The sequence below is a fragment of the Roseateles saccharophilus genome, from assembly GCF_004342485.1.
Lineage (GTDB): Bacteria > Pseudomonadota > Gammaproteobacteria > Burkholderiales > Burkholderiaceae_C > Pelomonas > Pelomonas saccharophila.
This window is the reverse complement of sequence record NZ_SMBU01000003.1, coordinates 91,384-104,280: the sequence shown is the minus strand read 5'-3', so window position 1 is coordinate 104,280 and position 12,897 is coordinate 91,384. Positions and strand designations below refer to the sequence as shown.

At 71.8% G+C, this 12,897-nt stretch carries 20 protein-coding genes; 1 reads left to right on the top strand and 19 read right to left on the bottom strand.

From position 1 onward, the window contains the following. Window positions 1-55: 55 nt before the first annotated feature. On the bottom strand, window positions 56-916 hold the full coding sequence (gene modD, locus EV671_RS03800; RefSeq protein ID WP_132569961.1) for a ModD protein: 861 nt from the start codon (window positions 914-916) through the stop codon (window positions 56-58). 123 nt (window positions 917-1,039) lie between these two features. Here modD and EV671_RS03795 point away from each other — a divergent pair, with 123 nt between their 5' ends. Further along, window positions 1,040-1,549 (top strand): hypothetical protein, encoded by a 510-nt coding sequence (locus tag EV671_RS03795; protein ID WP_132569960.1) that lies wholly within the window; start codon window positions 1,040-1,042, stop codon window positions 1,547-1,549. A 5-nt stretch (window positions 1,550-1,554) separates the two neighbouring features. Here EV671_RS03795 and EV671_RS03790 read toward each other — a convergent pair whose 3' ends face one another. Genes EV671_RS03790 through EV671_RS03705 form a run of 18 tightly spaced genes read right to left on the bottom strand, consistent with a single transcriptional unit; the run spans window position 1,555 to window position 12,897 of the window. Continuing rightward, complete coding sequence (locus EV671_RS03790; RefSeq protein ID WP_243655564.1) at window positions 1,555-2,388, bottom strand: TOBE domain-containing protein; 834 nt, start codon at window positions 2,386-2,388, stop codon at window positions 1,555-1,557. Next, window positions 2,381-3,172 carry an ATP-binding cassette domain-containing protein gene (locus EV671_RS03785; RefSeq protein WP_132569959.1) on the bottom strand — a complete coding sequence of 264 codons (792 nt, stop codon included), beginning with the start codon at window positions 3,170-3,172 and terminating at the stop codon, window positions 2,381-2,383. The genes EV671_RS03790 and EV671_RS03785 overlap by 8 nt, the downstream gene beginning before the upstream one ends. After that, window positions 3,169-3,918 (bottom strand): molybdate ABC transporter substrate-binding protein, encoded by a 750-nt coding sequence (gene modA / locus EV671_RS03780; RefSeq protein WP_132569958.1) that lies wholly within the window; start codon window positions 3,916-3,918, stop codon window positions 3,169-3,171. Before modA ends, EV671_RS03785 begins: the two co-directional genes overlap by 4 nt. A gap of 10 nt (window positions 3,919-3,928) precedes the next feature. Beyond that, window positions 3,929-4,615 (bottom strand): molybdate ABC transporter permease subunit, encoded by a 687-nt coding sequence (gene modB, locus EV671_RS03775; RefSeq protein WP_132569957.1) that lies wholly within the window; start codon window positions 4,613-4,615, stop codon window positions 3,929-3,931. Between the two features lie 51 nt (window positions 4,616-4,666). After that, the gene (locus EV671_RS03770; RefSeq protein ID WP_132569956.1) at window positions 4,667-5,824 is read right to left on the bottom strand and encodes a flavin monoamine oxidase family protein; all 1,158 of its coding nucleotides are present in this window, start codon (window positions 5,822-5,824) and stop codon (window positions 4,667-4,669) included. A gap of 3 nt (window positions 5,825-5,827) precedes the next feature. Continuing rightward, the gene (locus EV671_RS03765; protein ID WP_132569955.1) at window positions 5,828-6,133 is read right to left on the bottom strand and encodes a 2Fe-2S iron-sulfur cluster-binding protein; all 306 of its coding nucleotides are present in this window, start codon (window positions 6,131-6,133) and stop codon (window positions 5,828-5,830) included. Window positions 6,134-6,159: 26 nt separating this feature from the next. Continuing rightward, window positions 6,160-6,996: an SIR2 family NAD-dependent protein deacylase gene (locus EV671_RS03760; protein ID WP_132569954.1), complete on the bottom strand. Its 837-nt coding sequence runs from the start codon at window positions 6,994-6,996 to the stop codon at window positions 6,160-6,162. Between the two features lie 5 nt (window positions 6,997-7,001). Continuing rightward, complete coding sequence (locus EV671_RS03755; RefSeq protein WP_132569953.1) at window positions 7,002-8,201, bottom strand: DegT/DnrJ/EryC1/StrS family aminotransferase; 1,200 nt, start codon at window positions 8,199-8,201, stop codon at window positions 7,002-7,004. A gap of 3 nt (window positions 8,202-8,204) precedes the next feature. Next, window positions 8,205-8,465 (bottom strand): hypothetical protein, encoded by a 261-nt coding sequence (locus EV671_RS03750; protein WP_132569952.1) that lies wholly within the window; start codon window positions 8,463-8,465, stop codon window positions 8,205-8,207. Then, on the bottom strand, window positions 8,465-8,683 hold the full coding sequence (gene nifT, locus EV671_RS03745; RefSeq protein WP_132569951.1) for a putative nitrogen fixation protein NifT: 219 nt from the start codon (window positions 8,681-8,683) through the stop codon (window positions 8,465-8,467). The genes EV671_RS03750 and nifT overlap by 1 nt, the downstream gene beginning before the upstream one ends. 24 nt (window positions 8,684-8,707) lie before the next feature. Beyond that, window positions 8,708-9,862, bottom strand: a complete 1,155-nt coding sequence (locus tag EV671_RS03740; protein WP_132569950.1) for a cysteine desulfurase family protein — start codon at window positions 9,860-9,862, stop codon at window positions 8,708-8,710. Then, on the bottom strand, window positions 9,859-10,206 hold the full coding sequence (locus tag EV671_RS03735) for a DUF3024 domain-containing protein (protein WP_132569949.1): 348 nt from the start codon (window positions 10,204-10,206) through the stop codon (window positions 9,859-9,861). The genes EV671_RS03740 and EV671_RS03735 overlap by 4 nt, the downstream gene beginning before the upstream one ends. After that, window positions 10,203-10,472, bottom strand: coding sequence for a nitrogen fixation protein NifZ (locus EV671_RS03730; RefSeq protein WP_132569948.1), 270 nt, complete (start codon window positions 10,470-10,472; stop codon window positions 10,203-10,205). Before EV671_RS03730 ends, EV671_RS03735 begins: the two co-directional genes overlap by 4 nt. Window positions 10,473-10,489: 17 nt before the next feature. Further along, window positions 10,490-10,825 carry a nitrogen fixation protein NifZ gene (locus tag EV671_RS03725; RefSeq protein ID WP_132569947.1) on the bottom strand — a complete coding sequence of 112 codons (336 nt, stop codon included), beginning with the start codon at window positions 10,823-10,825 and terminating at the stop codon, window positions 10,490-10,492. Beyond that, entirely contained in the window at window positions 10,818-11,606 is a 789-nt protein-coding gene (locus EV671_RS03720; protein ID WP_132569946.1) for a 4Fe4S-binding leucine-rich repeat protein, read from the bottom strand. The genes EV671_RS03725 and EV671_RS03720 overlap by 8 nt, the downstream gene beginning before the upstream one ends. After that, a complete protein-coding gene (locus tag EV671_RS03715; RefSeq protein ID WP_243655563.1) occupies window positions 11,603-12,262 on the bottom strand; it encodes a hypothetical protein in 660 nt (219 codons plus the stop codon). The genes EV671_RS03720 and EV671_RS03715 overlap by 4 nt, the downstream gene beginning before the upstream one ends. A 15-nt stretch (window positions 12,263-12,277) precedes the next feature. Then, window positions 12,278-12,679 (bottom strand): HesB/IscA family protein, encoded by a 402-nt coding sequence (locus EV671_RS03710; RefSeq protein ID WP_132569945.1) that lies wholly within the window; start codon window positions 12,677-12,679, stop codon window positions 12,278-12,280. A 23-nt stretch (window positions 12,680-12,702) separates the two neighbouring features. Further along, on the bottom strand, window positions 12,703-12,897 hold the full coding sequence (locus EV671_RS03705; protein ID WP_132569944.1) for a 4Fe-4S binding protein: 195 nt from the start codon (window positions 12,895-12,897) through the stop codon (window positions 12,703-12,705).

The following is a 12,897-nucleotide window of genomic DNA, read 5'->3' as shown; positions in this document are numbered from 1 at the left end:
CTTGATGCACTGAGACTTTCGATAAGTAGCGAGCGGTTAACTGCCGAATCAAGGCTCAGATCTGCCGCAGGCTGACCTGTACCTCGGCCGGGCGCGCGAAATAGGGGCTGGAGGTCACGAGCAGGTCTGCGCCAGAGCGGGCGTAGTCGACCGCGTTGGCCAGGGTCACGCCGCCGGCCGGTGCCAGCCGCGGCTGCAGGCCGGCAGCCCGCAGCCGGTCGCGAAGCGCCGCCAGCTCGGCGGGGCTGAAGCGCTCCAGTTGCAGCACCTCGGCGCCAGCGGCAGCCGCTTCAAGGGCGGCCTCGGCGCTGCCCACTTCGACGACGAGGCGCTTCTCCGGCTGGCGCTCGCGCAGCCCGGCCAGGCAGCCGGGCCAGTCCTCCGGCGCGAGCAGGGCGCGGTGCTCGGGAAAGACGAGCAGGGTTTCGGACAGGCCGAGCCGATGCAGGATGCCGCCGCCGTCGCGCACCGCCAGTGCGGCCAGCGCCCGCGTGCCCGGCGGGCTCTTGCGTGTGCAGGCCACGGGGCAACCGAAGCCGGCTTGTCGCAGCGCGTCCACCATCGTCGCGGTGGCGCCGGCAATGCCCGACATGAACTCCACCAGGGTCTGCGCCACCTTCCAGGCGCGCAGCAGGGCCGCTGCCGGCCCCTGTCCGCGCAGCAGCTCGGTGCCGTGGCCGAGCGATTCCCCCGAGGCATGGGCCAGAGTCGCCGTCGCGCCGCACAGGGTCAACAACCGGGCGGCCTCCTCGATGCCACTTAGGCGCAGCGGGCCGCGCGCATGGAAGGCCATCTCGGCCCGGCGCGCCCGCAGCGGCAGGCTGTCGGTGGTGAGGTCGCCGTGCGGCACGTCCTCCTGCAGCAGGGCGAGCAATCGCCTGTCGTCGAGGCGGGCGGGAAAGCTGATGTCAGGCATGGTGCGTGCTACTCCTGGTCATGCGTGATGTAGGTGATGACATCACGACAAAGCGGCCACAACCTGACGACCGTCGAAGGCCCGGCCGCGTGGGGCCTTCGACAGCAGCAGCAGGAACAACCCATGCAAGCCACTTCGCTCACTTCCTTTGTCGCGCGGCCCGGGGCGCCGCGTTGCCCCGGTCGCGGCCTTGAGGCGCCGCAGCTCATCGTGGGCGGCTGGGTGCGCCAGCCGCTGCGCCTGGACGTGCCGGCACTGCAAGCCCGTGGCGCCGAGGAGGTCGACTTCCAGGTGGTCTGCACCTTCGATGGCGCGCATGGCGACAGCCTGCGCCTGCGGGCCGTACCGCTGGCGCCATTGATCGACGAGGCGCAGCCGGCCTTCGAGCACCGCACCGACTTCAAGCGTGTCGCCATCGTGGCCGAATCGTCGGAGGGCTACCGGGCGCTGTTCTCGTGGAACGAGCTTTTCAACACGCCGGTGGGGGCCGGCGTGATGATCGCCTTCGCCTCGCCTTGCGCACCGAGCCACGAGCACCGTGGGGCCTTCACGCTGATCAGCCGGCAGGATCTGCACACGGGCCCGCGCTATGTGCGCCATCTCGCGCTGGTCGAGGTGGTCAAGCTCTGGTGACAGGCTCAGGCTGGCACGGCCAGCATCACGGCATAGGCCTTGAAGCTGGCCGTGGCCGGCTGGCCGACGGCCACGGCCAACGCATCGACGGCGTCGTTGGTGACGCTGGCCGTGATGACGGCGCCGCCGGGCAGCGTGATGCCCACGAGGGAAGACACGGCCCCTTTCTGCACGCGCGAGACCGAGCCGGCCAGTTGGTTGCGGGCCGACAGCTTGTAGCCGGCGAAGTCGCACACCAGCACCACCTCGGATGACTTGACCAGCGCCAACGCCGGCTGGCCCACGGCCACGCCGAGGCGGGTGGCGGCGGCCGAGGTGAGCGAGGCGGTGACGCTGTGGCCGTGGCCGATGTCGAGCGTGACCTGGGTGGTGGCGGGGCCCTGGCTGACGTCGGTGACGGTACCGGAGAACTGGTTGCGGGCGCTGGCTTTCATCGAGAGGCTCCTGAGGAGGTTGACGAGGTGGGGGTGAGAGAGCAACCAGGCGTCCTGCTCGGCAAGAAAACGGTGGTGGCGCTGCTGGAGTTGCTGCCAGCTGTGGAGCAGTTCGACGGCGGCTGGCGTGAGCTGCGAGCCGCCGCCCCGCCGTCCGCCGGTCTGCGACACGACGAGGGGCGTGCGGGCCAGGTTGCCGGCGGTCTCGAGCACCAGCCAGGCGCCCTTGTAGCTGTAGCCGGCCGCTCGGGCTGCCTTCTGCAGCGAGCCCGAGCCCTGCACTGCCCGCAGCAGTGCGAAGAAGCGCGCGTCGAGCCGGCCGGCCAGGCGCAGCTCGCCGGACAGCAGGCTGGTGTCCCGCCCAACAGGGTCGGATGCGTGCGGCGCAGGCGCGAGCTCAGACAAGGGGCACCTGGGCCGCAGCCAGCAACCAATCGCGCAACTGGCCTTGAGCCGGTGTCTGCAAGGCCGGCACGGTGCCGAGCTCGCGCAGCACAAGTTCGCGCTGCGTGACGCGGTCGAGGTCGATCGCGCGCGTCACCCGGCCGCCTTCGACGCAATAGGCCTGGTTGGCCAGCGCCAGCACGTCTTCGACCTCATGCGTGATGACGAGGGCCGGCACCTGCCAGCGGCGCACGCAGGCCAGCAGCTCGCCGCGCAGTTGCTGGCGCAGCGCCGGATTCAGCGCGGCGAAGGGCTCGTCGAGCAGCAGCAGGCCGGGCTCGCAGGCCAGGGCCCGCGCCAGCGCCACGCGCTGCTTCTGTCCGCCCGACAGCGTGTCGGGCCGGCTGGCCGCCAGCGGCTGCAGGCCGAAGTCGTCCAGCAGGGTCTCGACCCGTTCGCGCAGCGCGCGGCTGGGGCGCTGGCGCCAGCTGGAGAGTCCGAAGGCCACGTTCTGCCGCACGTCGAGATGGGGAAAGAGCGCGTAATGCTGAAACACGCAGCCCACGCGGCGCCGCTCGGGCGGCAGGTCGATGCCGGCGCGGCTGTCGAACAGCGTGCGGCCGGCCACCCGCACATGGCCGGCGCGCGGGCGCAGCAGGCCGGCGATGGCCTGCAGCGTGAGCGACTTGCCGGCCCCCGAGGGCCCGAACAGCGCGACAACGGGCGCCTCGGTGGCAAAGGCCATCCGCAGCTCGAACTGTCGGTGGCCGTCGCCCACGCGGGCGTGCAGGCAGAGGTCGATCATTTGTCGAACCCGTGGCGGGCCAGGATGGCCTGGGCCTCGGGCCCGGCGAGGAAGTCGACGAAGGCGCGCGCGGCAGCCTGCTGCCGGCTGTCCTGCACGACGGCGGCCGGGTAGGTCACCGGCGCGTGGCCGGCGACGACGACGACCTGCCGGACTTTGTCCCGCGCCAGCTCGGCATCGGTGCGGTAGACGAAGCCGGCGTCGGCCTCGCCGCGCGCCACATAGTCGAGGACCTGGCGCACGCTGTTCGCGTAGACGATGCGCGGCTCGACGCTGGTCCACAGGCCAACCGTCTCCAGCGCCTGGCGCGTGTAGCGGCCCACGGGCACGGTGGCGGGTTTTCCGACGGCGATGCGCCTGACGTCGGCCCGGTTCAGCTCGCCCAGCGCGGTGATGGCCAGCGCATCCTGGGCCGGCACGATCAGCACGAGGCTGTTGGATGCGAAGTCGCGCCGCGTGGCGGGGTCGAGCAGGCCCGCCTTCACGCCCCGGTCCACGCTCTCCTGATCGGCGCTGACGAAGACGTCCACCGGCGCGCCCTGCGCGATCTGCGTGATGAGCACGCCGGAGGCTGCGAAGTTGAAGCGGGTGCTGCCGCCGCGGGCGGCGTCGAAGCGGGCGCCGATCTCCTTGAAGGCCTCGGTCAGGCTGGCGGCGGCTGAGACGGTCAGGCTCTGCGCGATTGCCCAACTGGGCAGCAGAACGATGCAGGCCAGCAGGGCCAGGCGGCGACGGGTGATGGGCATCGCGGCTCCTTCAGGGTTGGACGGCCTGGCCTCCCAGGAAGCGTTGCGACGCCACCAGGATGAGGACGGAAAGCGTGGAAATGACGAGGGCCAGTGCCAGCGCGACGTCGTTGTGGCCGGCCTGTACGGCGTCATAGATGGCCATGGAAGCGGTCTGGGTCTGGCCGGGGATGGAGCCGGCCACCATCAGCGACGCGCCGAACTCGCCCATGGCCCGTGCGAAGCCCAGCAGCGTGCCGGCCAGGATGCCAGGCCAGGCCAGCGGCAGCGTCACGCGCACGAAGGTGCTCCACCGCGACTGGCGCAGCGTGCGGGCCGCGGCCTCCAGCGTGCGGTCCACCTGGCCGAAGGCGGTGCCCGCGGCCTTGAGCACCAGCGGCAGCGCGACCAGGGCCGAGGCCAGCACGGCGCCATGCCAGGTGAAGATGATCGAGTAGTCGAAGTGCTCGCGCAGCCAACTGCCCAGCACGCCGCGCCGCCCCATCAGCAACAGCAGGCCGTAGCCCAGCACCGTGGGCGGCATCACCAGCGGCAGCATGCACACGGCCTCCAGCAATCGCCGTCCCGGCAGTGCGGTGCGGGCGAACAGCCAGCCCAGGCCCACGCCCGCCACCCAGGCCAGGGCGGTGGCCAGGCTCGCCACGCGCAGCGTGAGCCAGAGCGGCGTCCAGTCGGTGTCGTGCAGGGTTTGAAGCATTCCGGACAAACGTGATGTAGCGATCTACCTCACGTCAGTGGATTGCAGGGTTCATGCCTGGTTTGCCGCCTGGTTCCGGCCCAGTTCGACGCGCAGCCGGCCCGCCGTGCGCAGTGCGCCTTCGAGATAGCCCGCGGCCAGCCGTGCCGTCTCGCTGCCGCCCAGCCAGAGCCGCCCGTCCCAGAGCGGCTCGCGCAGCAGCGCGCCTTGTTCTGGCCCCCCTTGGCCGGGGTGGCGGCCGCGGCCATCCTCCTCGCGGTCGAGGCGGCTGCAGCACAGCTCGTCCCGGGCCCAGTCCCGCCAGTGCGCGCCCAGCGGCTGGAGGTCGGAGCCAAATAGCATGGCGAGCTGGCTGTGCAGCAGCAGCGGCATGCTGCGCTCGAAGGCCGGCCGCTGCTCGGCCGGCAGGGCGACGAAGCCGGCCAGCGCAGCGGAGGCGGTATCGCCCGCGTCGTAGACCTCGGCCAGCACCGCCTGCGCATGCGTGACCCAGGCGTCGCCGCTCAAGCCCTGGGTGCGCCACAGTGCTTCACGGCAGGGCACGGCGGCCTTGGCGGCGTGGGCCATCCAGGTGGGGGTCAGGCGCATCGCGGCCTGGACCGCCGCGGGCAGGGGCGGGCTGAGCTCGACCTGTTCGAGGGCCAGGCGCGGCGGCAGGGCCAGCACGACGCGTCGGGCCTTCAGCTCGAGGCCGGCGGGCGGCCCGGCATCGAGGCGCAGAGCCACGGCGGGCTCCAGGTCCTGCAGTCGGCGCAGTCGGTGGCCGAAGTGCAGGCGCTCCGCCGGAAGGCGGGCGGCCAGCGCGTCCACCAGGGCCTGCATGCCGCCCGCCAGACGACGCGCGCCGCCGTGCAGGCTGCCGGGCTCTGGCGCCTGGCCGGCGGCGACCCGGCCCGTCGCGGCGTCGTAGCCGTGGGCCTCGGGCGGGCGCGTGGCATCGTCGAGCAGCAGCACCCGGCCATCGTCCGGCTGTGCCAGTGTCGGCAGGCCGAGGTCGGCCACCAGCTGCGTGATGGCGGGCTGGGTGGCGGGCCAGAACCACGTGGCGCCGAGGTCCAGCGCGGCTCCGTTCTCGCCGCGGACCGTGAGCACGCGGCCGCCGAGGCGGTCACGCCCTTCGTACAGCGCCCAGTCCAGGCCGCGCGCCTGCAGGCTGTGTGCAAGAGCCAGACCGCAGACGCCGCCGCCGATGATGGCGACGTCGAGCATGGCTCAGCCGCTCAGCGCGCCCAGCAGTTCTATGGTCACATTCTCGGTGCCGAGGAAGTTGGCCTGGCAGGCCAGGCGCGACTTGCTGCTGACGCCCACCAGCGTGTCGAGCTTGGCGTTCTCGGCCGGCGTAAGCCGGGACACGCCCTTGCGGCCCTCGGTCACGAAGATGTGGCAGGCGCCGCAGCTCGCCTGGCCGCCGCATTTGCTGATGAGCTGCTCGCCGGCGTCGAGGATGGCCTTGAGCAACTGGGTGCCGGCCGGCAGCTCCAGGGTCTTGCCGGAGGGCTTCAGGGTCAGGGTGGGCATGATGTTTCTCCAGGGTGGGTTGAGGCTCAGGCGTCGGCGGTGGCGGTCAGGCTTTCCGCCACTTCGGCCAGTGGCTGGGCGATGCGCGTGATGCCCTGCTCCTCCAGGAAGCGGGCCTCCATGCGCGTGGGCTCGTCGGGCAGCACTGCGAAGTGCGGGCCGCCGGAGCGTTTGAGGATCTGCCGCGCGAAGGCGCGCGGCAACTGGTCGTTGAAGCGGCAGCCCAGGAAGACGAAGCCGAGGTCGCTGCGGCGGCGCTGCACGAGCTCGGGGATGGGCGTCTGGATGTCGATCTCGGTGAGCACCTCGACGAAGTCGGTGTCCGACACGAGATAGTTGCTGCCCGGACGGCGGCTGCCCCAGGGCTTGTAGAGGACGGTGGGCGCCTCGAGCGGATCGGGGGCCAGGGCGCCGTCGGCGCCGTACCAGCCCGTCCATGCGCCAAAGTGCTCGCTCTGCGAGAGGCCCTGCACTTCGGCCCAGTCGCGGCGCGCAGCAAGGGCGTGGCGCAGCGTGTCGTCGTACCAGGTGTCGACGATGAGGGGCGCGGGCAGGCCTGCCAGCCAGCGGTGCAGGGGCGACGGCGTGGGCGTGGCGGCGAAGGCCTCGTCCATCAGCCCCACCAGGGTCTTGCGGTGCTTGAAGTTCTCGATGAACTGCGCGACGGCCGTGACGCGCAGGCGGATCTTGCCGGGCACCGAGCTCCTGCCGCTGAGATGGGCGGCCAGGGCAGGTGGGTCGGCCGGCACGGCCGCGTCATTGCACAGGGCGAGCAGGCACGGCCCGAGATAGGGGGCCAGGCGCCCGGAGCGCAGGCCGAGGCTGACCGCTTCGGGAAGATGGGGCAGGGTGCTGAGGTTCATGGCGATCAATAGATGGCGGCGCCAGCGCCGACGTTGACGGAGCTGTCCTTCATCGTCTTGACGATGAAGCGGACGTGGTCGGGCTGCAGATGGCCGTGGAAGGGCAGGGCGACCGCGCGGTCGGCGATGCGCTCGACGAGCGGGAACTGGCCGCGCCGCCAGCCCTGCTGCACATAGTGGAACTGCTGGTGCAGGGGCTGGCAGTACATGACGGCCTCGATGGAGTCGTCGGCCATGTCCTCGATGATTTCGTCGCAGGCGCTGGCGGTGAAGCGTTTGCCCAGGTGCACCGTGTAGACCATCCAGTGCACCTCATCGACGTCCGGGGCGACATAGGGCGGCTTGATGCCCTCGAAGGTCTGCATCTGGGCCAGGTAGTAGCCGGCCACCTGCAGGCGCCGCGCCAGGATCTCGGGCAGGCGGGCGAGCTGGCCGGCGGCGACGGCCGCGGTGAGTTCGCTCATCGCGGCCTGCAGCGGCACGCGCGAGCCGACCGACACCGAGCGTCGGTCCTTCAGCGAGCGGGCGCGCAGATAGCGCAGCTCGGCGGCCAGTGCGTCGTCGTCCGTCAGCACCATGCCGCCCTCGCCGCAGCACAGGGCCGAGGGCTGGGAGAAGTCGAACACGCTGGCCCGGCCGAAGCTGCCGACAAGCCGCCCGCGCCAGCGCGAGCCGATGGCCTCGGTCGAGTCCTCCAGTAGGGCCAGGCCGCGCTCAGTGGCCAGCGTCTCGAAGGCGCCCCAGTCGGCCGGGTGGCCGTTGACATTGCCCACCAGCAGGGCCTTGGTGGCCGGCCCGATCTGGCCCGCGGCGCGCACCGGGTCCAGGCAGCCGGACCAGTAGTTGATGTCGGCGAATACCAGCCGCGCGCCGGTCAGCGTGACCGCATGGCCGACCTGGTGCCAGCCATAGGGCGAGGCCACCACCTCGTCGCCCGGGCCTATGCCCAGCGCGCGCAGCAGCAGCCAGGTGGCGATGGTGCCGCTAGCCACCGCAATGCCGTGGCGGCGGCCATGGTGCCGGGCAAAGCCCTGCTCGAAGTGCTGCACCATGCGGCCGCAGGACAGCTGGGGCTCCTCCAGCGCCGCCTGTACCAACTGCAGCTCGACGCCGCTGAGGTCGGGGTCGCACAGGCGCAACCAGTCGTCGGGCAAGTCGAAGTCGTCGGCTTCGTTGCCCTCCTGAGCGGTGAGGGTGGTGTCCATCGCTCAGGCGAGGAAGAGGCCGGCCGCCTGGGCGGGGTCGGCCGTGACGGACCAGCAATGGCCGTCGCTGGCGCCGAGGTAGAGGCGTCGCTGCGCTCCCTGCGCGGCGGGCACTTCGCCGCGCATGTCGAAGGCGTCGACGACGACGACGCGCAGCGCCGCGAAGCGCTGGCGCAACAGCGAGGCCGCCTCGCGCGCGGAGCTGGCCGTCTCGGCCAGGCGCAGCGCCTCGGCGAGCTGCTCGGCGTTGAACGGGGCCGACATCAGTCGCTCCCGCCGGCCAGTCGCCGGGCCTCGACGGTGATGGGCAGGCCGGTGCCGGCGGCCATCTCGGGCAGGGCCAGCTGCCAGCCGTTGGCCAGCGTGACGCTGCCGCCCCAAAGCCCCGGCTTCTCCTGGGCGACGATGGGTTCCTCGAGGTCCTTCTTCGGCACATAGGCGCTGAGCACGCCTGCAGCACTCTTGCGGATCATGACTTTCATGCGGGGCTCCGTGGGTGGGTTCGTTCAGGCGGCGGCCAGGGCTTCGTCGGCGAGCAGCGGCAGCAGGGCGCCGGTCACGGCCGCAATGACCTGCTCGATGTCCTCGGCGCGGGTGTCGCGGCCGGTCGAGAGGCGGATGGCGGCCTTGGCGCGCTCGGGGCTCTCGCCCATGGCCAGCAGCACATGCGAAGGCTGGGTGCCGCCCGCGCTGCAGGCGGCGCCGGACGAGGCCAGTACGCCGGCGCGCTCCAGTCGCGCGAGCACCCGGTCGGCATCCAGCAGGCCGAAGCGCAGGCAACTGGTGTTGGGCAGGCGCTGGCAGCTTCGCCCGTAGACCTGCACCTGTGGCGACAGGGCCAGCAGCCCGCGTTCCAGCCGCGCCTGCAGGTCCTGCAGGTGCAGCAGGTCGGCGGCCAGCGTGAGCGAAGCGCGCTCGGCTGCCGCCGCGAAGCCGAGGATGCCCGGCAGGTTCTCGGTGCCGCCGCGGCGCTGGCGCTCCTGCCGGCCGCACAGCAGCGCAGGCAGGCTCAGGCCCTTGCGCACGACGAGGGCCCCGACGCCCTTGGGGCCGTGCAGCTTGTGGGCCGAGATGGACCAGAGGTCGGCACCCGAGGCGTCGAAGCGCTGCTCGCTCCGGCCGGCGAGCTGGGTCGCGTCCACGTGCATCAGCGCGCCCACAGCGTGCGCCAGCTGCTCAAGCGCCGCCAGCGGCATGCAGACGCCGGTCTCGTTGTTTGCACCCATCACGCTGACGAGGGCCACGTCCGCGCCGATGAGGCGCTCGGCGGCGGCCAGGTCAAGGCTGCCGTCGGCCTGCACCGGGATCAGATCCACGATCGTGCCCTCGGCGCGCAGCCGCTGGGCCAGCGCCAGCATGGCGGGGTGTTCGATGCAGCTCAGCACCAGCCGCGTGCGGCCGCGAGTGCGGCCCAACGCGAGGCCGCCCAGGACGGCCATGTGGTTGGCCTCGGTGGCGCCGCTGGTGAAAACCAGCTCCGTGCCCTGGCAACCCAGGAAGCGGGCAACGCGGGTGCGGGCATCGGCCAGCGCCCCGCGGGCGGCCTGGCCCGCGGTGTGGGTGGACGAGGGGTTGGCCCAGAGGGTACGCAGCGCGTCTTGCATCTCCTCAATGGCCTCGGGGCAGGGCCGCGTGGTGGCGTTGTGGTCCAGGTAGATCATTGCCAGAACTCTCTCGCCGGGTCGGCGCACAGCAGGGCCAGCAACTTGGTCAGCGGCCCCTGCCGGTTCAGGCGCCAGCCGCCCTGGGCATGGTCGCGGGCGAACAGCAGCCAGCCGGCGTCGTGGGGCACGAGCCAGGCGATGTCGATCTCGCCGCCCTGCGGATCGACATTGCGCGAGCAGTTGGGGCTGACGATCTTCCAGCCGTCGCCCTCACGGGCCAGGTAGGGGCGTACATACCTGTAGCGGCTGCGCTGATCCAGCGCCCGCTCGATACGGGCGGCGTCCAGCGACAGCACGGCACCGCCATCGTGGGCCTGCGTCAGGCCGTGCCCGGTGTTCATGTGCCGGCCTCTTCGGTCAGGGCGCTACCTTCGGGCAGGATCTCGTGCTCCAGGCAGCCGATCACGGCCAGTCCGAAGTCCACCATGTAGACCGCGAGGTTGGCCTCGGCGTGGTGCCCCACCTGGACGATCTCGCCGGGGCCGCCGGCGACGATCATCAGCTGGTCCTCGGCAACGTCGGGGTGACTGCCGTCGTTGTAAAGATCGACGGCCGCGATGACGGGCTGGCCCCATTGGAATTTCGGCAGGGCGGGTTCGATGAGCATGGCCTCTCCTCGGGTGTTCAGCGCAGCCGCTGCAGCAGCGCGGCCTTGTCGCCCAGCTGGGCAAGGACCTCGTCGGGCAGGTGGTCCAGCGTGCAAAGCTCCTTGGCGCGCATGCCGACGCGGTGGCCGCTGTCGATGAACTCGACGGCGTAGATGTAGAACTGCTGTAGGAAGGTGCCGATGGAGGTGACGAAACCAACCTCGCCCTTGTGCACCAGCACTTCGCCGACGTCTCTGCCGTTGTAGGTGCCGTCGTTGCGGATGACGCTGCGGCTCACGACGCGTTCGCCCATGCGAAAGCGGGGTGGCGCAGCAATCTCGAGCTCGTCGTCGTCGCGGGCGATGTCAGCCATTGCAGGCCTCCTCGGTGCGGCGTCCGAGCTCCAGGCGGCGCTGCGCGGCGCGCTCGCGCACCTCGCCGTCGGGGTCGTCGAGGAACAGGCCCACGATGTCTTCGCTGGCGCGACCCGACGCCTCCCAGCGCACCAACAGGTCGGCATCGCGGGCAAAGCTGCCCAGCAGCGGCCCGGGCAGCCGCTGGGCGACGGTGCGCCTGACGTCGGGGTCACGGTCGTTGACGAGCTCCCACAGTGCCGGCATCTCCAGCCGCCGTGCCGCCTCCTGGCGCACCTGGGCGTCGGGGTCCCGCGCGAGCAGCGGCAGCAGTGCGGCGGGCAGGCGGCGCGCCACCATCGCGCGGACCTGATAGTCGGCATCGCGCAGCATGGGTGCGAGCTGCTCGGGAGCCAGGCGTTGCGCCACGCGGATGCGCACCTCGCGATGCGGGTCCTCGCGCAGGCGCAGCAGCTGGCGCTGAGGCAGGCGCAGGGCCAGCTGCAGTCGCACGGTCTCGTCCGGGTCGTTGATGAGGCCTGGCAGGTGAAAGACGTCGGCATGCCGGGCCGCGATGGCGCGCACCTCGAAGTAACCGTGCTGAAGATGCTGCACGGCCAGGCCAGGGTGGCACGCGAAGAAGCGGTCGACGCGCCGGGCATAGGCGTCCTGCATGCAGACCCGGCCGGGCTCGCAGGCCTGCTGCGCCAACAGATCGCGGTGCTCGCAACTGGCGCAGTCGAGCGGGCCACCCTGCCAATGCCCGGCCGGGATGTCGTTCCAGGTGGCGGCCGTGTTCATGTCGCGCTCCCGAGCGCGGCGTCGAGGGCCAGCCAGGCCTGCGCGCCGGTGATCGCCAGCGCGGGGGCAGCGTCGTCGTCGTCCGCCAGCAGGCTGCGTTGCTGTCGCTGCCGCGCCGCCTCGATGACGGCGGCGCCGACCCGATCTTCGGGATCCAGCGCGCGCAGTTTGGCCAGCGCCGCCCGGGCTTCGCGCTCGTCGCCCAGGCGCAGGCTCAGGTAGGCATAGCCCTTGAGCACCCAGAGGTAGAAGCGGGTGGCCGCGTCGTCGCGGGCGCCGGGCAGCGGGGTGTCGGGGACGTCGCGCCATAGCTGCGGCAGGCCCAGCGCAAGGGCGCCGCTGACCAGGGCCTTGCGGGCCACGGCCCGCGCCAGGCGCGGGCGGTGGCCGTAGAAGTAGTGCCGGTAGAAGGCGATCAGCACGGCCGGATGCGCCGGTGCCAGGCGGTTCGCACGCATCAGCGCCGACATGGCTCGCACCGCGTCGCCCTGGGCGAGGCCGGCCTCGCGCAGCGCGGCCTCGGCCTCGGCGGGCAGGCCATGACCCAGCACCGCGGTGTCGAAGTCGGGGGCGGCAGGCGTGGGTGCCCCGTTCGCGCTGCGCGTTGTCCCGCCAGGCGGGAGCTCTGCCTCTTCGGGCGGCCGTGCGGGGCTCATGACCGGTCCTTGCCGTCAGTGGCCCGCTGGGCGGGCGGCTTTGCGCACGATGGCACTGACGGCCACGCTGGCCTCGGCCGGTGGGCTGGCGTCTGCCGAGCTGGAGCAGCCGCAGGTGCCGGCCCTGGGGTTCACGAAGCTCAGGCCGGCCGAGGTGGGTGTCTCGGTGAAGTCCACCGTGACGCCCTCCAGCATGAGCCGGCTCTCGGCGGGCAGGTAGAGCCTGACGTCGTCCACCTGGACCTCGCTGTCGCCCGCCCGCGGTGCGGGCTCGACGCTGAACTCGGCGCTGTAGCCCGAGCAGCCGCCCGGCGTGACCGTCAGGCGGAAACCGCCGGCGGGATGCTCCGAGAAACGCACCATGCGGCGGATGAACTTGGCGGCGGCCGGGGTGACCGTGAAGGCGGGTTGCAACATGCGGTTGTCTCCAGGATTCGGGCTCAGGCCTTCTTGATGCAGCCGTCGACGGGGCAGACCGACACGCATTGCGGCGCGTCGAACTGGCCCTCGCATTCGGTGCACTTGGCCGGGTCGATGATGAAGGTGCCGCCCTTCTCGCGGATGGCGACGTTGGGGCACTCGGGCTCGCAGGCCGAGCAGCCGGTGCAGGTGGAGGCGATGATCTTCAAGGCCAT